Below are 18,265 nucleotides of genomic sequence, written 5' to 3' on the forward strand. Positions count from 1 at the left end.
CTACATTGCCCATCACTTCGTCTACAAGGGAATATCCATGCACATACAGGACATTGAACATTTCGTTTTTGTCTATCAAGATGATACCACATTCCACCCATGATAAAGATAACAATATAATAATTAAAAAATATTACTATATAACAAAAAATGGCAAATATTAAACTAATAAAAATATTATTATCTACCTAAGAATGTTTTTCATGCCTAATTAAAGATAAAAATTTAGTTATACACCTAACAAAGCGACAAACAGAGAATTTTTAAGCAAGGAAGAAGAGTAATAGTAAAGTGAGACCGGAGGGAATTTCGCCCTCAACTAATCCTCCGTCAATGGATTGCTTTGTAATTAAGCTACGGCCTCACTTTATTCTCACTTAACTAGTATTTATGTATATAAATTAAAAGAATGATCGTATATTTTAGCAAATTAATGAATTTAGGCATAAAATTTACTTGAAAAATGAAAAACATCATAAATAATCTGATCGACAATGTTTTATGTATGAAGAATATAATATGTATTGGAGGATAAAGTAAGAATAAATTACAAACCAAGAAATGAGTGAAAAAAAAGAAAAATCAAACCCCAAAATGGGAAAACGCTCTAAAGAGCATTTATTTCCGCGTGACACGTTAAAACGATCCTTAAACGTATCACACGCAATATGGGAACAGAATGGTGGGAATCCTTTCAACATTTTAGACTTAGCACCACAAGTAGGGTACTCACCAAATAGTAGTGGATTTCGAGTATTATTAGCATCGTCATTCAGATACGGATTAACGGAAGGCAGTCACATTACTAAAATTATTTCACTTACAAATCTAGGCAAATCTATTGTAGCACCATTAGAACAAACAGATGTTGGAAGTATGTTACGACAGGCTTTGTTACATAACGATTTGTTTGCAAAAGTATACAAACATTTTGACGGAAAACCCATACCAAAAAAAGAAGTTCTTCGAAATACGCTAGTACATGATCCTTCAATGGGCGGATTTGGGATTCCAAGAGAAGATGTAGAGTCATTCATAGACATATTCATACAAAATATAATAGATTATAATTTAGAACAAGATATTCGTGGTACAAATTATTTAAGATTAGACAAACTCAGTACGTCAAACAATATAGAAAGTGAAGATAAAGACATGCAAGATGTAGAATTTGAAGAAGAAGATGAAGAAAACAAAGAACAAAAACCAATAATTAAAGAACAGAAATTATCAGAAACAGAAACACCAAAAGTATTCATCTCACATAGCAAAAACAAGAAAATTTTAGAGCAAATTAAACAAATGTTACAGTTTGGAAAATTCGAATATGAGATTGCAATAGAAACAGAAACAACAGCTATTCCAATTCCTGAAAAAATTTTTGGTTTGATGCGAGAATGCACTTGTGCAGTGATAAATGTAAGTGCTGATGAATCAGAGAGAAAAGAAGATGGGAGTTATGGAGTAAATCCAAATGTCTTAATAGAAATAGGAGCAGCATTTCTAAGATATGATAAAAGAGTAATTTTATTGGTAGATAAAAAGGTAAAACTTCCCAGCAATTTACAAGGATTGTATCAAACATATTATGAAGGTAATGAGTTAAGTTGGGACACAGCTATGAAATTACAAGAATCATTGTCAAAGTTCAGAGACAATAAAACTAATGCAAAGATTGAATGAAAAAAGTAAATCACATACGTAATCGAAAAAGAGATGCCACATACCGTATCAATTCATCATTATACCTTTAATTTTTCTTTGAAAATCTTTCTGGGTTCTTTTTCCATACCATTTCTTCAAGGTTTCAGTGCCTTCATGTGACATTTCAGCAACCAGATTGTAATTGTAATCAGTTGCAATAAGCCACATTTGGATTCCAAAATGCCTAAAACCGTAATTGGCTCTGAAATAAAGTCCAAAATCTGATTTTTTAAAACCTATCATAGACAGGATTTTTTTGAAAAACTTGTTATCCCTAGCTACCGAACTAGTCAAAATTTTATCATATGTTTTAAATTCAAATTTAGTATCATTATCTTCCCAAAACAGATATTTTTTTCCTTGTGATACTCGTGTATTGTAAAATTGTTCTAATGGTTCAACAAATTCAGGATCCAAAATGTATTTATCAAAATCATCATGGGTTTTGTTTTCATGGACTTCAATGTGACATATTCTTCTAACGTAAGTGTAGATCTTATCACCTCTAAATTTTGCATATGATATAACTTTTTCATCAGTTAATTTTACACCATCTGTGCCTTCTACATATTCAACTATCTGGTCAATGAAATCCATTTTTGCCAATTCAATCAAGTAAACTGTAGAGGGTCGAACAAAAGTCCATGTCTTGACGCCAAATTTTAGATAATCTTCAATAGAGTAATGTTTTAACAGTAATTTTTTTGCTTGTACAATTTGTTCTGGTGTGATATGCAAGTCTGAGGATTTTTCTTTTGGTTTTTGTCCACTAATTCTTAATTTGATTCCCTCATCTTTGCTAATTTCTATCCCCAATCCATATTTTAGAGCGTGTCTTATTGCCTGTCTGTTTGACCAGCTAGGTTCACCATCAACAACATCATAATTGGCAACATCTATCAATGCATTAACCATATTTGGAATGATTTCTTTCCAATTTTCTTTGGTAATGTTATCAGGATGTATTTTGAATTTGGGTGTTACAAAACCCAATACAATTCTGGCAAATCGTGTCTGATTTTTATATTCAAATTTTGAATGATTGTTTCTAGTCCAATTTTTGAATAATTCAGTCTTGAAAATTTCATATTCTGAGCGTAACTGTTTTTGAATTGTGACAATTGTGTTTTTTTGCCCTGTTAATTGGTAATAGTTGGATCCAGCAACTTTGACAATTAATCCTTCATTTCGCATTGGATATAGATGATTTCTTGAAAATGCTTCTCTTGTTTGATGAAAGTGTTTTGATAATTCAGTAGGGGTATGTGGTTTTTTTAGAATTTTTAAAATTTCATTTCTAATATCGGCTTTTGAGATTATTACTCTACTCTTTCTTGAATGAGTAAGAGGAATTTTTGTACTTAGATCACTGTACAATCATCCCAACCCCTACTAGTGGGACTGAGATTAATCTCATAATTGTATATGAAAAGATTTTGACTCTTTCCCACTTGTTTTCTCAACAAAAAATGATAATCATGCAAGTTTTAAAATCTTACTGAAAAACGGTATCAGCAAAATGATAATCAGGCATCAATATAGGTAAAATTTGTAGAAATCGGTCAACGTATTACTTGATTCAAAACTTTCATGGAATCAGTGTCCGACAGTAGGAAGCCAAAATGAATTTGTTGAGAAAACATAGGGAATCCATACCATCGGACATTATTTTCATGACTTCATTTCTATAAAAAATGATGGATCATGTCATTTGACATGAAAAAGGCAATATCATGAGGCTTTCATTTTTTGAAAATGGTTTCCATTTTCATTTTTTCAAGTGTATGAACTATTTTGTGAGTTCACATTTTTCATTTGAATGAGCGTGTAATAATAAAAAATGATTATTTTTCAAAAGTGTGGGCTCATGAAAAAAATGGTTACAAAATGGAACGTAAAATGAGATTTTTGGTACATTTAATGGAGTGAAAAAACGTGGGAATGAAATATTTCGTGAACATTCACAAATGAAATCATTTTGTTAACATCACGCTATATGTCACGTTTTATGTCACGTTTTGTGCCTAAAAGACAGCAAAAAAGTGTTTCCAGAAACTATTATACATAAATAAAAAATATAATTATCATGGAAGTTTTTGACGGCAAAAAAGCTGCACAGGATTACATGTCAAAACATACTTTGGCGTTTTCAACTCCAGAACTAACTCTAATGAGATTTGCATTTTGGTTAGGTGATTCAGTACCAGATCCAAAAAACGAAGGAAAGGGAATTCCAAGAATGATGACATATTTGACTGAACAAGATTTTCAACCAGTACTTATTGATGATGATAAATACGAACCATCTGGTGCAGTTAGAAGTTCAGCAAGTGTTGGAAATGCGTACAAGGAAGTAAAAACAGATGGAAAGTTTTGTTCAGAATGCGGTACTAGTCTATCTGCTACGGCAAAGTTCTGTCCAGAATGCGGTACAACACAATAAACAGAAAATAATTTTTTGACTAGTTTTATGCTTTAGTTCCACACTTTGTGCAAAACTTTGCATTTGGTCTTAGATCAGCACCACATGAAGAACATCCATTCTCACTATGAGGAGTAGTTCGTCTTGGCATTAAAGATGGATCAGGTGAAGGCAAGGTTCCAACATCTCCAAACGCCTCTTTTGCAGAAACAATTCCTGGTGGACCACCACCTACTGGGTTTTGTGCAGTTCCTGCTCTTGGTGGCACCCCCATTCCTCCTGCCATCATACCAGGATTTCCCATGCCAGGCATCAAACCGGGAGACTGTGTAGTTCCAGAACCAGAACCCATTGATTTTTTCATTTCAAATATTACTTTGATTGCAAGAAATTCTAATGCAGAATATGCAACAGTGTAATCACCTAATTTTTGAAAGAATTCTTTGTCGCTGAGTTGTCCTTTTTTGTACATGTTGTTTGTATCTAGAAATGATTCGTAATAGCCCTGTGATTCATCAAACAGACTCTGCAGTTTATCAAACAGCATGTTTAGCGTATCGACTTCACCAAATGACATATTCTCACTTCATTTTTGGAATATTAATTACTTTAGGATCAAAAAAGAGGAAAACGTGTTTGAGTTTATGCAAGTGCTCTATCAATCATATTTTTGTATGATTCTTTAGAAGCTGCACCTACTTGTTGGCTTACTATTTCACCTTTGTTAAGGAGGATTAAGGTTGGAATACTAAAGACATTGTATTTAGATGCCAATTCATTGGCCTCATCAACATTAACCTTGACAAATTTAACTTTGCCATCATAGTCATTAGCCAATTCTTCAACTACTGGACCTACCATTCTACATGGACCACACCATTCGGCCCAAAAGTCTACAAATACAGGAATGTCAGAGTTTATCACATCGACTTCCCATGATTTTGCATCTGAAATTTGAGTAATTCCCATTGTAATGTTGGTGGGTCAAACGTACCTAAAAATGTTCACCAGAATTAACACCATATTTTTTGTTGTACAATAAAATTTCATATATACTTAAATGACGTTTTGGTAAAATCCAGATATGAGTTCAGAACAAAGATTAAAGAAATTACGAGGTTCTGGAGGCTATGTTATGGCCACAGTTACAGATGAACAGCAGATGAAAGGCAATCTAGGCGGTCCTGATCTGTTTTTAGCTCCAATCGGAAGATTAGAAGCTGAAAGAATTACTAAACATTTTTGCAATACTTGTGAAAAAGAATTTGAAGGTTCTCCAAAAATAGAATTTGAAAATCCTAATGAAGAAGTTGCAGAAAATCTTGTTCTATATGAAAAAGGACAATACATTTGCAATGCATGTAATGCATCAATTGCAGAATATAGAGAATTTAGAAAACAGGATGAGTCAGGTGAAGTCGGAGTTGCAAAACCAATTGAGCCATCTACTCAAAACATTCCACAACAAGTTGCAGAACCAACAATTCAAACTCCACAAGAAACAGTAACGCAACCAGGTCCAACAACTTCAGTTAGCTCAATTGAAGGAAGAGTAGTATATGATGAAAATGCAAACAAGATTGGTAATGCAAAACAGGTGGGAATTGACTCTACACAATCGATGGTTCTAGTAATTACAAAAAATGATGGTACTGAAGGAAGTATTCCATGGAGCAATATCAAAAAAGTTGGAGAGATTATTTTATTAGGAAATCCAGAAGAGAAATCACAGCCTGGAAAGTGTTCTAATTGTGGGTTTGGCAACAAAGAAGGGTCTAAGTTTTGTGAAGAATGTGGAACAAAGATCTAGTTAGTAAATGTAATCAATGATATTAAGGAGATAATGGAATTGGCAAAAAAATCCATTTCAAAAGGAATCATCAAGGATATCATCATTGTAGGCGTTGGAGTTTTAGTTATTTGGATAGGGCTTCAAGTCGCATTTGGAACACAAAATCCATTTTATGTGGTTGCAAGCGGAAGCATGATTCCAGTTTTACAAGTATATGATGTGTTAATTGTACAAGGACATGAACCATTTGAAGACATCGAGGTAGGCGATATCATTGTGTTTAATCGGCCATCTGATCACAATCGAGTTATTGTTCATAGAGTTGCATCAATAATTGATGATGATCCTAAAACAGTTAGAACTAAAGGTGATGCAAATCCTGCATCGATTCCAGGTACAGATTTTCCAATTACAGAAGAAGAATACATAGGAAAGGTTGCATACACAATCCCCCAAGTAGGATATGTAACACAATTACTAAAACCACCTATTAACTATGTCATAATTGCAGTCGTAATTGGAATAATGGTTGTAAAACAGATGACAAAGAAAAAAAGTGAAAAAGAGTTTACATTTACTGATCCGTTAGATTCAGAAAAAACAGATACCATTGAAGAATTATCAGACATTGATAAAATAGAAAAAGATTCGGAAAATTCTAAACACATGGAAAAATCTAAAGATGTAGAAAGATTGGAAGATTCTGAATATTTAGAAGAAATGGAAGAGGTAGAAAAAGAAATGAAAGACATAGATGAATCCATTGAGGATTCAGTTGAAAAAAAGAAAGACAGGGAATAGAAAAGATCTATTAGAAATCAGGCAAACAGGTTCACATATGCTTTTGAAAAGCAATAGATCGTCCTGTCTGCTTGGTGATATTATTACGTAAAATTTACTAAAAAAGGATCCTCAGAAATCATCAGTTTCAAGAGTAGAATCATTTATGAATTAGCACAAAAAAAATTGCTCATTGAAATACCTAGCTGTTTTTTCAATATTGCTTTTATTTGGTTCAGCATTTGCACAGACCCCTTTTCGTGATACAGCAGGATTGACAAAGAATGGAATAGAATGGTGTGAAGAAAACTATCAATTGTACAAGATTATGGGAAAAGATTTTTTTGAACATCATAAACATTCAATTGAATCAAGATTATGTGGAAATCTTTACAATGATGACTTGTGGGCATATTCCGAACATGATAGGTATCAAAAATTAATTGAACAAAGTAGAATGTACTACAATTTAGAAATCCAAGAAAGTGTTGAAGAGTCTAAAGAGGGAATTGTAGATACAAATCCTGTAAATGTAAAAGAGATCCCACAAGAGATAGAGCAACAAAAAAAGGAGCAACAGCAAAAAGAACTAAATGAATCAAACATAGAATCAAAATCAGAGGAAGTAATTATTGAATCGCCACAAATTGAAGAGGTGAATTCCGAAGGCGGCGGTTGCCTTATTGCAACTGCAACATATGGGACTGAATTAGCGCCACAAGTTCAATTACTCAGAGAAATTAGAGACAATCAATTGATGAATACCCACTCAGGCGCATCATTTATGGCAGGATTCAACCAATTCTACTATTCATTCTCACCAATAGTTGCAGACATGGAAAGAGAGAATCCAGTGTTCAAAGAAGCAGTGAAGATTGGAATCACCCCATTGCTGTCATCACTAGTTATTTTATCACATGCTGAGTCTGAATCAGAGGTCTTGGGATATGGGATAGACGTGATTTTGATGAACGTGGGAATGTATTTTGTAGCACCGGCCTTATTGTTTTATGGATTTCAAAAAAGAAAAGATCAGATTTAAAATAATTTTCTAAAGAACAGAGTCTTTAGTTTTGAATACTCGCTTAAAGTATTCAGATGGTTCATGTGGTTCTTCAACGTCATTTTTAATTCCTGCCAAATTCTTTGCAAGATTCTTTTTGTATCCTATTTGCATCTGTCTCTGAATTTGGATTCTTTGGGCTTGAGGAGAACCCGCACCATGCATGGATTCTGTAAGATATCCAACTGCATTTCTACCAAGAGTCATATTCTCAATTAATCTAAGTATTCTCATTCTATTTTCAACATCAACACCTTTTCTTCCTGCTAGGTATTTTTTGAGTAATGGTCCTGCTTCTGGATGTCTAAAGTCTTTTTCAGATGGAAGAGTAACTACTAAGCCACCTGCAATATCTTGTGCAAGTCTACTAATTTCGTATGGGAATCTAGTAACATTATGTTTACAAACTTGTGCAAGCATATCGTCATTAAGGTAAACGCCAGATTTCATCTTATATCCTTGATGAGAAGATGCAATTCCGGCAGCAAAGATTGTCTCATTTAGATGAGTCATCTCAATAATTTTGTCTTTGATATGAGATACTTTTGGAACTCCATTATAATCTGCAATTGTGGCTGCAGCACCAATTAGTACATCGCCAAGTCCTGTTTTACACACATAACTACGTCTATGATAACAAGTAAAACGCTCTATAAGCATGGATGCAAATTCAAATTCTCCATTCATGAAAACTTTATCCCATGGAATAAAGACTCTATCTAAAATGATTAATGCTTCTTGTCCACCAAATTTTGAGTTACCATCATCAATATCACCTTCTTCCATACTTCTAGTGTCACAAGATTGTCTACCATAGATGTAAGTAACTCCTTTTGCGTCTGCCGGAATTGCGCCTACAATTGCCCAATCTTTATCATTTTCTGTCAATCTAATTGTCGGCATCAAAATAATCCAGTGTGAGTTAATACAACCAGTTTGGTGTGCTTTTGCACCAGACACATAAACTCCTTTTTCATCACTATCTACAATTCTTGTGAATAGATCAGGATCATCTTGTTCTGCAGGTCCTTTGCTTCTATCACCTTTAGGATCAGTCATAGCACCACCGATTACAAGATTTTCTTTTTGAACCATCTTTACAAATTCTAAAAATCTTTCATGATAATTTGTTCCGTGTTTTTCATCAATTTCAAATGTAGTAGAGTGTAAAGAATTCAATGCATCCATTCCAACGCATCTCTGGAAACATGTTCCAGTGTTTTGTCCAAGTTTTCTTTGCATTTTATTTTGTAAAACTAAATCTTGTGCACTTTCTGCAATGTGTAAAAATCGGTTAACTCTCAATCCAGTAAGAGATGAATCAGCAGATGCCAATTCTTCTTCACGTACTGCAAGGTCATAAGTTTCTGCAACCGCATTAATTGATGGCCTAATCATGGGATGGTCTACTGGTTCTTTTACCAGTTCTCCAAAAAGGTAAATTTTGAGATCACGGCCTCTAAGACTTTCGATGTAATCATCGCCCGTTCTAATAGTCTTCAAGACGTTTGCCATCTAAGATTATTCAGTCCTATGTTGTATAAATATTCTAAAATGTAAGAATAATTTTTAGGAATGACTGCGATCAGAGTCCTATTCGGACATCAAGAATACGGCAACCCTTTCCTTTTTCCATGACTAAAACAGGATTCATGTCTAATTCTTTGATCTCTTTAAAGTCGGAAACGAGTTGGGATAATCTCTGAATGCATTCAGAGAGTTTTGCGATATCAGATGGTTTTTCACCTCTAACACCTTGCAGAAGTTTTTGAGTCTTAATTGACGCTATCATATCATCTGCTTCTAAATCAGTAACTGGTGCAAGTTTGAATGTAACATCTTTCAGAACTTCAACATAGATTCCTCCCATTCCAAGCATAATTACTGGACCAAAGCCAGGTTCTAGTTTTGAGCCTATGATTAGTTCTTTGCCGCCTTTTACCATCTCTACTATCAAAACACCTTTGATCTCGGCATTCTTGTTGTATTTTTTAGCATTTTTGATAATTGTTTTGAATGCATCTTTAATTTCTTCATCATTTGTGAGATTTATCTGAACACCACCAGCATCAGACTTGTGAATGATCTGTGGTGATGCAATTTTCATAACAACAGGATAGCCAATCTTCTTTGCAATTCTTACTGCTTCTGTTTCATTTTTAGCTAATGCACTTTGAGGTAAAGGTAAGCCATATGCTTTGAGAACTTCCTGTCCTTCTTCTTCTAGAAGATTAGGCCTCTTTTCTTTTTTTACCTTGTCAAAGATCTTTTTTGCTTTATCTTTGTTTACTTTGAATTTAGTAATTTTTCCATTTGGAGACTTGATCCAATTAGAAAACCTAATCATTGCAGAAAGTGTTCTTATTGCACCTTCTGCATACGTGTAATATGGAACATTGCCCTCAGCTAGAATTTCTCTATTAGTAATTCCTTCATCCAGTCCCATTAAACTTGCAAGCATTGTTTTTTTGTATTTCTTTGACATTTCAACAATGACTTCGGCAAGCTTGTCATAGTTGAGAGTGCCAGAAGGAGTACACATTGAGATAACAGAACCAACTTTTGGGTGTTTTAGTACACGATCCAAAACATTACGGAATCGATTAAAATCTGCATCTCCAACAATGTCAACAGGATTTCTTGAGCTTCCCCAAGGCGGAATTACCTCATCAATTTTTTTTCTAACACTAGTAATATCTGCCATCTTAATTTTCATTTTAGAGCATGCATCAGTTGAAATTATTGCAGGGCCACCTGCATTTGATACTATGACAAGATCACCTCTTGCTGGCAGGGGTTGTTTAGAAAACGCAGTGGCATAATCAAAGAGTTCTTCCATGGTGTCAACTCTGAGAGCACCAGATTGTTTTAGTAAAGCATCATAGATCTCATCTGAACCCATCAAGGCTCCAGTATGAGACATTGCAGCCTTTGCACCTTCTGGACTACGTCCAGATTTGAGCACAAGCACTGGTTTTTTGAGTTTTTTAGTGATATTTTTACAAACTTTAAGGAATTCCTGACCATCCCCCATATCTTCAAGATACATAACTATGACTTCGGTTTGTTTGTGGTTTGCGAGAATTTTTAGAACATCAACTTCGCTCATTGCAGCTTTATTTCCAAGGCTTACAACGGCCGAAAAACCAATTCCCTGAGCACTAGCATCTTCAACTAGTGCTGCACATATTGCTCCACTTTGAGATACAAGTGCAATTTTTCCAGACTTTGGTGTAACTTTAAGAAATGTAGAATTCATCATTGTCTTTGGATCAAGATTCATCACACCAAGACAGTTAGGTCCAATGACATGAATGTCATATTTTTTAGCAATATCTTTTAGTTCCTGTTCTCGTTTTGCCCCTTCTTCATCGACTTCTTTGAAACCTGCCGTGATGATAATTACTCCTTTGATTTTCTTTTTACCACATTCTTCTAACACCGGTGCTACCAATGTATTTTTAATTACAATTACTGCAAGATCAATTGGTTTAGGAACATCTAAGACACTTTTGTATGCTTTTTTGTAAAATACTGTTTCTCTTGTTGGACTAATTGGATAAACTGAACCTTTGAAACCATTCATAATATTAGATGTGATTGTAGCACCTACACTTCCTCTTTTGTCAGATGCCCCTATGACGGCAATTGATTTTGGTGATAAAATTACAGATTCTACCATGATTAATTGAGTCTAAGGATTTTCCATAATAAAGTTATTCATGGATATTGCTGATCTCTATGTTTTTAGCTTCCCAACATCTTTCCAGCTAGATTCTCTTTTCGTGGAACCCATTGAATTGAAAGATTAGAGAATTTTCCCATGACACTCCAAGCTTCACGTGCAAGATCCCGTAGTTGTTCGTTATTTATTGCAAATTCATGGTTTAATTGATTAACGGTATTTTTAGAATCACTAAAAATTTTAATTTCTTCATCAGAATCTACAAATTTGTTTAATGCAGATATTATTGCCATATATTCAGCCTGATTATTTGTAATTTCTGGTTTTTTTTCATAAAATGATTCTCCAGTTTCTTTAACAAAAAATCCAAAGCCACCATTTGGACCTCCAGATCCATCTACATAAACACTAATTCCCATCTTTGTACAACCTCGTTATCTTCACACTTAGATTAACTACTAACATGTAAATTATTGTTGATATTCCTTGGGATGTAAATGAGGCCAAGTAAGGATCATAGTTAATCGTCAGAAAATAATATTGCAGAACCCACCTAACAACAGTATAAACAACTTCTGCAATTCCAAGTGATGTCACTAGTTTTTTGAGATCATGTTTTAATTTTGCAGTGTCAGTCCTGCCAGACGCTAAACGATATTTTTTTCGATTATCAAAATAAAATAACATGCTAAAAACTGAAAAATAAATAACATAATCTGTAATTGTGGTAAAGGTTGTGTTAAGGTAAGCAGTTTGTTCAGACAAAATTTGTGCAATTATTGCAGAAATTATGATTGACGCTGCAAACGCAATTAGAATATTTTTATTAAGTTTGAGATATTCGTGTAACACATTTTTGTATTTTGGTTGTTACAATTAAACTCAATCTAAAGTAATCTTGAGAAATATCAATAATCCTGCAAGTTCTGCAATTCCCACTCCTAACATGTATGGAAATATATCATGAGAGAAAATTTCTTCCATTGAAAAATATGCCAAAGAACCAATTACATTATGTAAAAATAACATCCCTGCAACTACAATCATTCCTAAAGGAAGTTGTGCCCGTGTCTTACTGTACATATTTCCAAATATTGCAATTAAAATTCCCAATATCCCCATATTTGCAATTGAAACAATAGATAAGATTAGAGAAGTTGTTTCCATTTAGACAAAAACACCTCTTGAGCTTTTATTTACTTTTGTCCAATTTTGCTTCAATTTCTTCAAATGTTTCCATGTTTACTTCAAGAAAATTAGAGATAAAGTAGGCAACTCCATATTTTTCTCCAACTTTACTAATCATATTATTTTTTTCAAGAACCTTAATGTGATGCTGAATTGCTTTATAATCCAAATTCATCTCTTTTGCCAGCTGATTTGTATTGAATGGTTTTTCTTTTAATTTTGAAATAATTTTTAATCTATTTAATCCTCCACGTGAACCTGCAAAAACAAACCAAAGCAGTCTTTTTGCATCAGGATCATTTGCCATAACTTGTGAATTTCTTCTTGTTTACTACTAAAAGGTATTTTGAGATTAAATCAAAATAGAAACTATAAAAAACATAATCAAGCAAATTTCAGTGAGATACATGATGTTAAATTATGATGCACCGTTATACAGGCCCCCATCAGAAGCTAGATCATTAATTTTTCAAGTAACGTTAGGCTGTTCATTTAACGAATGTTCTTTTTGTGATATGTATAGATCAAAAGAGTATTCTGAAAGACCATGGGATGATGTCAAAGCTGAAATTGACATGATGGCAAAATACCTTCCAGACACTAGACGGGTATTTCTTGCAGATGGTGATGCATTAAATCTTGATTCTGGATATATGGTAAAAATTGTAAGATACATTAGAGAGAAATTTGCAAACATTGAAAGAATTTCTTGTTATGCAATGCCAATGAATATTCTAAAGAAAACATCAGAAGAACTAAAGAAAATGAATGAAGCTGGATTAGATATGTTCTACTTGGGAATTGAAAGCGGATCAGATATTGTTTTAAAAAAAGTAACAAAGGGAGCTGTTGCAAAAACAATCATCAAGTCTGTTAATAAAGCAAAAGAAGCAGGATATGTAATGTCATGCATGGTAATTTTGGGGTTAGGAGGAAAAAAATACTCAAAAGAACACATCAAAGGAACTGCAGAAGTAATTAGTGCATGCTCACCCAATTATGTAGGCGCACTTACACTTTATTTAGAAAATGGAATAAAACAAGAATTTCTTGACAAGTATAATGGAGAATTTATAAGAATTAATGATGATGAATCGTTAGATGAGCTTCATGACTTGATCAGTCAGATAGAAACAAAAGATGAAATTATTTTCAGAGCAAATCATGGTTCAAACGCATATACAATCAAAGGCACTTTTCCCCAAGACAAACAAGAAATGATGGATAAAGTAGAATGGATGAAGCAACATCCAGAAATTATGCGTCCACAAGGTTTACGTGGATTCTAAATTAAATTCTCTTGATTAAGATAAACAACTTTGAATATCTTTACGGAATAATCTCCTTCAAATATTTTAGTTGTATGGCCTTTATCAGAATTTAGAACTCTGAATTTGTATTCATAAATACCATCATCTCCAATATCAGTCTGTGCAAAATGAACTGCATGATTATTCTTGAAGATTTGAATTATTACAGGATAGCCTTCAACATGATTTGCAACTTTTCCTTCAACAAATCCCCAAGGCAGTTTATTTGCTTGAGGAGCATGAAAGAATATGGTTGATTTTTCAAGTCCTATCATTGAATTAATTGGAATTATTTCAGTTTGTGGTTCATGTGTATGATTATTTATCATGATTTGACCAGAATGGGGATGAGCAAAAGCTGAATCTGCTGAAAATGACAAAAGAATGCTCAAAGTCAAAATGCTTAAAAAAATAACAAACTTGTTCATAGCAAATCTACCATTAAAGTGATTTAAGAATTTTTAGATTAAAGATCTTCAATGATAGATTTTAGATGTTCTGGAAGTTCTGGAAGTTCTGTGTGACTCTCATTGTTTTGGAGATTTTCAGGACCTATTCTTCTAACTCGTTGGGTTCCAATAAGAGTGTCAATATTTCTTTGAATATCTTTTTCAGGTAGGATATTCTTTAGTTTTTCAAGTACGATTTCCTCATTTTCAAATTTTTTAATTACATATTGTACAAGAATGGTTTTTTCTTCTGAGGAGAATTCAGTCATGTTTTTGCCATGTGTATTATGGCTAAGAATCTTTGGTTGGTAAAAGATAGTTAAAATACGATGGGCTGTAAATTAACCTGATTGGTAAGTAAGTTACAACTAATTTCAAATGTGCTCACTTTGAAACGATATGCCGCAATTGCAATAATTAGTGGCACAGGATTAGGAATAATCTATTATTTTTTGACAATGTCAATGTTACCATCTCATCTAGACATTACAATGGAGATAATGCCATCTTATATCATAACATCAGTTGGATTAACCATTACAATTTCTGCTTTGGCTGGAATTAATTTTGCAATGATGGCATTTAAGATGAAAAGAATGAAGATGATGAATTCGGTAAAAGGCAATTCTTCATCGATTGTAGGCGGAGTATTTGCAGCATTTACACCTGGTTGTCCTGCATGTACTGCGCCACTGGCAGTTGTTTTAGGTGCAATAGGAGGATTATCACTATTTCCAATGCAAGGATTAGAATTGAAATTTGTTTCAGTAGGGGTTTTAATTTTCTCGATCTTTTGGATTGCAAGAGGACTTCAAAGTAAAAGTTGTTGCAAGATAGGATGAATGAACATAGTTATTTTGCATCATTGAAGAACAAAGAATTTTTGATTCTAGAAAAATTGTGTGATGAATCAATATCTCCGACTGAAAAGGAGAGAATGGAAAAAGAGATTAGACACATTCGCTTAGAGATTAAGAAATTAGAATGAATGTTTTTGAAAAATACTTATCATAACAATTATTCTAAAGAATTTAGTTAAATATGGACAAACTCTAAAACGTGCATGAAAAAATCACTCTACATGAATATTTTAGTTCCTCTTGATGGCTCAAAGTATTCGGAAAAAGCCCTTATCCATGCATGTGAAATGGCAAAGAATTACCAATCTCGTTTGATACTTGTGTATGTTGTTGAGAAATCAATTCCAATTAATCTTTTAGATAGAAAAGAATATCTTGAAATTCTAAGAAAGTTTGGAAATAAAGTTTTGACTAAAGGAAAAGAAACAGCCACTAAACGTGGTGTTGATTCAAAAATTGTTATGAAAGAAGGGAATGTTTCATCCGAGATCATAAAACTTGCAAAAAAAGAACAGTGCAATATGATAATTGTTGGAAGTAAAGGGCTTGGTTCAGCAGCAAGATTATTTCTTGGGAGTGTTTCAAACAAACTTGCAAATAATTCTACTTGTTCTATCCTAATTGTGAAATAGGTAGTTTTTAAAAAATTATTTTACTATCATTACAGGCACAGATGATTTGTGAACAACGTAATTTGATACACTGCCGAAAAATTTTTCCTTGATACCACTCATCCCCCTTGTTCCAAGGATTATAATGTCAAAATTCAAGGATTCGGCAAATTTGACGATTTTAGATCCAGGATCGCCAAAATCTATCTTTCTCTCAAATAAAATTCCATTTTTCGCACAAAGTATCTTAGCAGATTCCATCATATTGTCTGCAGCTAGCAAAACAGGTTTTTCTGGATAACTCAAATGATGATATTTTTTTGGAATATTTGATATTACATTCATTCCTACTAGTTTAGTATCACAATTTCTTGCCAAGGAAATTGCCATTGAAAGTGCTCGTTGGGAATTTTGGGATCCATCCAAGGCAACTAAAATTTTCTTAATTTGTTTCTTTATCATTTATTTTTACCAAATGCACCCTGATGATCACTTAGGCAACACGTACATTGTTTTGTATAGCACTCATCAGTTTTTTCATGTCCACAAGAACCACAGTGACAGAACATATCATCTCGCATAATTTCATATTATTTTCTTGATAGTTAAACTAATTCCAAGTTATCATTATTGAAAATTAACGTATTTATGATAATTTTACTGAAATCATGTAACAAACTGAAATCGATCTTCTTTGTAGCCTTTTTGTAGTTTTCCTTCGATAGGAATTTTATTTCCACAAAACTGACAACAGTTGTTTTTATCAAGATGCCAACCTCTTATGCTAAACCCATAACGATTTACGACTATTTTATTACATTCAGAACAATACGTATGTTCCCACTTGTGTCCGGGAACATTTCCAAGATAGACATATTTCAATCCTTGATCTTTTGCAATTTGATAATGTTTTTCCAAAGTTTCTACAGGTGTGCTAGGATATTCCATCATTTTGTAGTCAGGATGAAATCGTAAAAAGTGAATTGGCATCTCTGGTCCAAACTCATCATAGATGAATTTTGAGAGTTTTTTTGCATGCGTTAAATCATCGCCAACTTTGGGAACAATTAGATCAGTTATTTCAATGTGGATTTTTGTCTTATCGCGAATTTCTAACAATGTATCAAAAATGGGCTGAGGATCAGGAATGCCAATGAATTTTCGTGTGAATTCTTTCTCTGCACTTCCTTTAAAATCAACAGTGATTCCATCAAGAAATTCATTCATCATGGATACTGATTCAGGAGTATCATATCCATTTGAGACAAAAACGTTGAAGAGTCCCTTTTTTCTTGCAGCAATACCACAATCACGTGCAAATTCAATGAATATTGACGGTTCATTATACGTATATGCAATTCCATGAGCACCATATTTTACAGCAGTATTTGCAACATCTTGAGGGGTCATATCAATTCCCTCAACTTTGCGTCGTTGACTGATATCAGAATTTTGGCAATATCTGCAGAGCCAATTGCATCCGGTTGTTGCAATAGAGTATACTTTGCTACCAGGGAAATAATGTATCAATGGTTTCTTTTCAATAGGATCAACATGACCTGAAATTACTTTTCCATATGCATATAGATGTAGTTTTCCATTTTCATTTCCTCGTATTCCACATAAACCGATTTGTCCCTTTCCAATTTCACAGTATCTAGCACAAGCAGTGCACTTTACCTTATCATTTGGAAGTTTTTCATATAGTTCAGCTTCTTTTCCGAGTATTGTCGTCATGTTTTTTATTGTGTTTTTACGTATTTAACAAGTATGAAGAATATCAGAAATTTTACAGATGAGGATGGAAAAGAGTTAGTCAAAACTGCCAGAAAAGCAGTTGCTGAATATTTGAAAAATAAATCAAAGATTGCTGATTCGGATTTTCATTCAAGGTTTAATTTTGAATCAGGAGTTTTTGTGACAATTAACAAAAAAGATTCTTTACGGGGCTGTATTGGTTATCCTATTCCAATCAAAAAATTATCTTATGGATTAATTGATGCTGCAATTTCTGCCGCAACGCAAGATCCTCGTTTTACACCAGTAAGCACTGATGAATTAGACAAAATTGTTTTTGAGGTAACAGTGCTTACTCCCCCAGTTGAAATCAAGGTAGATGATCCTTTGGAGTACCTATCCATCATCAAAGTAGGAAGAGACGGACTGATAGTAGAAAATTCATACTCTTCGGGTTTACTTTTACCTCAGGTTCCAACAGAATATGGTTGGGATGTAGAAGAATTTCTACAACATACATGTGAAAAAGCTGGCATAAACAAAGACTCATGGAAAGAAGGCTCAACTAAGATATCCATATTTGAAGGCGTGATATTCAAAGAAGAGTCGCCTAATGGAAAAATAGTTCGAGAATCAACTAACAATTTTTTATAAAATAAGGCAT

General features: G+C 33.5%; 22 protein-coding genes and 1 pseudogene. 10 read left to right on the forward strand and 13 right to left on the reverse strand.

Features of this window, described 5'->3' with window-relative positions; genetic code table 11:
- Positions 1-561: 561 nt before the first annotated feature.
- Positions 562-1,683, forward strand: coding sequence for a TIR domain-containing protein (locus tag OO712_RS09445; RefSeq protein WP_109877693.1), 1,122 nt, complete (start codon positions 562-564; stop codon positions 1,681-1,683).
- A gap of 48 nt (positions 1,684-1,731) precedes the next feature.
- Here OO712_RS09445 and OO712_RS09450 read toward each other — a convergent pair whose 3' ends face one another.
- On the reverse strand, positions 1,732-3,081 hold the full coding sequence (locus OO712_RS09450; RefSeq protein WP_109877694.1) for a hypothetical protein: 1,350 nt from the start codon (positions 3,079-3,081) through the stop codon (positions 1,732-1,734).
- 709 nt (positions 3,082-3,790) lie between these two features.
- Here OO712_RS09450 and OO712_RS09455 point away from each other — a divergent pair.
- Positions 3,791-4,147 (forward strand): zinc ribbon domain-containing protein, encoded by a 357-nt coding sequence (locus tag OO712_RS09455; protein ID WP_109877695.1) that lies wholly within the window; start codon positions 3,791-3,793, stop codon positions 4,145-4,147.
- Between the two features lie 25 nt (positions 4,148-4,172).
- Here OO712_RS09455 and OO712_RS09460 read toward each other — a convergent pair whose 3' ends face one another.
- Positions 4,173-4,703 (reverse strand): zinc ribbon domain-containing protein, encoded by a 531-nt coding sequence (locus OO712_RS09460; RefSeq protein ID WP_109877696.1) that lies wholly within the window; start codon positions 4,701-4,703, stop codon positions 4,173-4,175.
- Positions 4,704-4,768: 65 nt separating this feature from the next.
- The gene (trxA, locus tag OO712_RS09465) at positions 4,769-5,095 is read right to left on the reverse strand and encodes a thioredoxin (RefSeq protein ID WP_008297771.1); all 327 of its coding nucleotides are present in this window, start codon (positions 5,093-5,095) and stop codon (positions 4,769-4,771) included.
- Between the two features lie 115 nt (positions 5,096-5,210).
- Between trxA and OO712_RS09470 the strand changes: the two genes are divergently transcribed.
- The 3 genes and pseudogenes from OO712_RS09470 to OO712_RS09480 all read left to right on the forward strand — a co-directional run.
- Positions 5,211-5,936 carry a PRC-barrel domain-containing protein gene (locus OO712_RS09470; protein ID WP_109877697.1) on the forward strand — a complete coding sequence of 242 codons (726 nt, stop codon included), beginning with the start codon at positions 5,211-5,213 and terminating at the stop codon, positions 5,934-5,936.
- A gap of 39 nt (positions 5,937-5,975) precedes the next feature.
- A complete protein-coding gene (locus OO712_RS09475) occupies positions 5,976-6,719 on the forward strand; it encodes a signal peptidase I (RefSeq protein ID WP_109877859.1) in 744 nt (247 codons plus the stop codon).
- A 637-nt stretch (positions 6,720-7,356) separates the two neighbouring features.
- Positions 7,357-7,740 (forward strand): annotated as a pseudogene (locus tag OO712_RS09480) (CFI-box extended C-terminal domain-containing protein); the annotation flags it as partial.
- 9 nt (positions 7,741-7,749) lie between these two features.
- On the opposite strand, the gene OO712_RS09485 reads toward OO712_RS09480, so the two are convergent.
- From OO712_RS09485 to OO712_RS09510, 6 genes are all read right to left on the reverse strand, one after another.
- The gene (locus OO712_RS09485; protein ID WP_109877699.1) at positions 7,750-9,276 is read right to left on the reverse strand and encodes a 4-hydroxyphenylacetate 3-hydroxylase family protein; all 1,527 of its coding nucleotides are present in this window, start codon (positions 9,274-9,276) and stop codon (positions 7,750-7,752) included.
- Between the two features lie 70 nt (positions 9,277-9,346).
- On the reverse strand, positions 9,347-11,443 hold the full coding sequence (locus OO712_RS09490) for a 4-hydroxybutyrate--CoA ligase (protein WP_109877700.1): 2,097 nt from the start codon (positions 11,441-11,443) through the stop codon (positions 9,347-9,349).
- 65 nt (positions 11,444-11,508) lie between these two features.
- A complete protein-coding gene (locus OO712_RS09495; protein WP_109877701.1) occupies positions 11,509-11,865 on the reverse strand; it encodes a reverse transcriptase-like protein in 357 nt (118 codons plus the stop codon).
- Positions 11,855-12,298: a hypothetical protein gene (locus OO712_RS09500; RefSeq protein ID WP_109877702.1), complete on the reverse strand. Its 444-nt coding sequence runs from the start codon at positions 12,296-12,298 to the stop codon at positions 11,855-11,857. The genes OO712_RS09495 and OO712_RS09500 overlap by 11 nt, the downstream gene beginning before the upstream one ends.
- A gap of 30 nt (positions 12,299-12,328) precedes the next feature.
- Positions 12,329-12,613 (reverse strand): DUF8036 family membrane protein, encoded by a 285-nt coding sequence (locus tag OO712_RS09505; protein ID WP_109877703.1) that lies wholly within the window; start codon positions 12,611-12,613, stop codon positions 12,329-12,331.
- Positions 12,614-12,638: 25 nt separating this feature from the next.
- A complete protein-coding gene (locus OO712_RS09510) occupies positions 12,639-12,941 on the reverse strand; it encodes an ArsR/SmtB family transcription factor (protein ID WP_109877704.1) in 303 nt (100 codons plus the stop codon).
- A 100-nt stretch (positions 12,942-13,041) separates the two neighbouring features.
- Here OO712_RS09510 and OO712_RS09515 point away from each other — a divergent pair, with 100 nt between their 5' ends.
- On the forward strand, positions 13,042-13,923 hold the full coding sequence (locus OO712_RS09515; RefSeq protein ID WP_109877705.1) for a radical SAM protein: 882 nt from the start codon (positions 13,042-13,044) through the stop codon (positions 13,921-13,923).
- On the opposite strand, the gene OO712_RS09520 is transcribed toward OO712_RS09515, so the two are convergent.
- Together OO712_RS09520 and OO712_RS09525 are read right to left on the reverse strand one after the other, a co-directional pair.
- The gene (locus OO712_RS09520; protein ID WP_109877706.1) at positions 13,920-14,372 is read right to left on the reverse strand and encodes a hypothetical protein; all 453 of its coding nucleotides are present in this window, start codon (positions 14,370-14,372) and stop codon (positions 13,920-13,922) included. The two genes, OO712_RS09515 and OO712_RS09520, sit on opposite strands and share 4 nt — an antisense overlap.
- 38 nt (positions 14,373-14,410) lie before the next feature.
- Positions 14,411-14,662: a hypothetical protein gene (locus tag OO712_RS09525; protein WP_109877707.1), complete on the reverse strand. Its 252-nt coding sequence runs from the start codon at positions 14,660-14,662 to the stop codon at positions 14,411-14,413.
- Positions 14,663-14,743: 81 nt separating this feature from the next.
- Here OO712_RS09525 and OO712_RS09530 point away from each other — a divergent pair, with 81 nt between their 5' ends.
- From OO712_RS09530 to OO712_RS09540, 3 genes are all read left to right on the forward strand, one after another.
- Positions 14,744-15,235, forward strand: a complete 492-nt coding sequence (locus tag OO712_RS09530) for a hypothetical protein (RefSeq protein ID WP_109877708.1) — start codon at positions 14,744-14,746, stop codon at positions 15,233-15,235.
- The gene (locus OO712_RS09535) at positions 15,232-15,381 is read left to right on the forward strand and encodes a hypothetical protein (protein ID WP_160049227.1); all 150 of its coding nucleotides are present in this window, start codon (positions 15,232-15,234) and stop codon (positions 15,379-15,381) included. Before OO712_RS09530 ends, OO712_RS09535 begins: the two co-directional genes overlap by 4 nt.
- A 75-nt stretch (positions 15,382-15,456) precedes the next feature.
- Positions 15,457-15,885 carry a universal stress protein gene (locus OO712_RS09540; protein WP_109877709.1) on the forward strand — a complete coding sequence of 143 codons (429 nt, stop codon included), beginning with the start codon at positions 15,457-15,459 and terminating at the stop codon, positions 15,883-15,885.
- A 15-nt stretch (positions 15,886-15,900) separates the two neighbouring features.
- On the opposite strand, the gene OO712_RS09545 is transcribed toward OO712_RS09540, so the two are convergent.
- Entirely contained in the window at positions 15,901-16,326 is a 426-nt protein-coding gene (locus OO712_RS09545) for a universal stress protein (RefSeq protein ID WP_109877710.1), read from the reverse strand.
- A gap of 204 nt (positions 16,327-16,530) precedes the next feature.
- Entirely contained in the window at positions 16,531-17,601 is a 1,071-nt protein-coding gene (gene amrS / locus OO712_RS09550) for an AmmeMemoRadiSam system radical SAM enzyme (protein ID WP_109877711.1), read from the reverse strand.
- A gap of 33 nt (positions 17,602-17,634) precedes the next feature.
- On the opposite strand from amrS, the gene OO712_RS09555 reads away from it, so the two are divergent.
- The gene (locus OO712_RS09555) at positions 17,635-18,255 is read left to right on the forward strand and encodes a TIGR00296 family protein (RefSeq protein WP_109877712.1); all 621 of its coding nucleotides are present in this window, start codon (positions 17,635-17,637) and stop codon (positions 18,253-18,255) included.
- The last annotated feature ends 10 nt before the right edge of the window (positions 18,256-18,265 follow it).

Source organism: Nitrosopumilus zosterae, assembly GCF_025998175.1.
GTDB classification, from domain to species: Archaea; Thermoproteota; Nitrososphaeria; order Nitrososphaerales; family Nitrosopumilaceae; genus Nitrosopumilus; species Nitrosopumilus zosterae.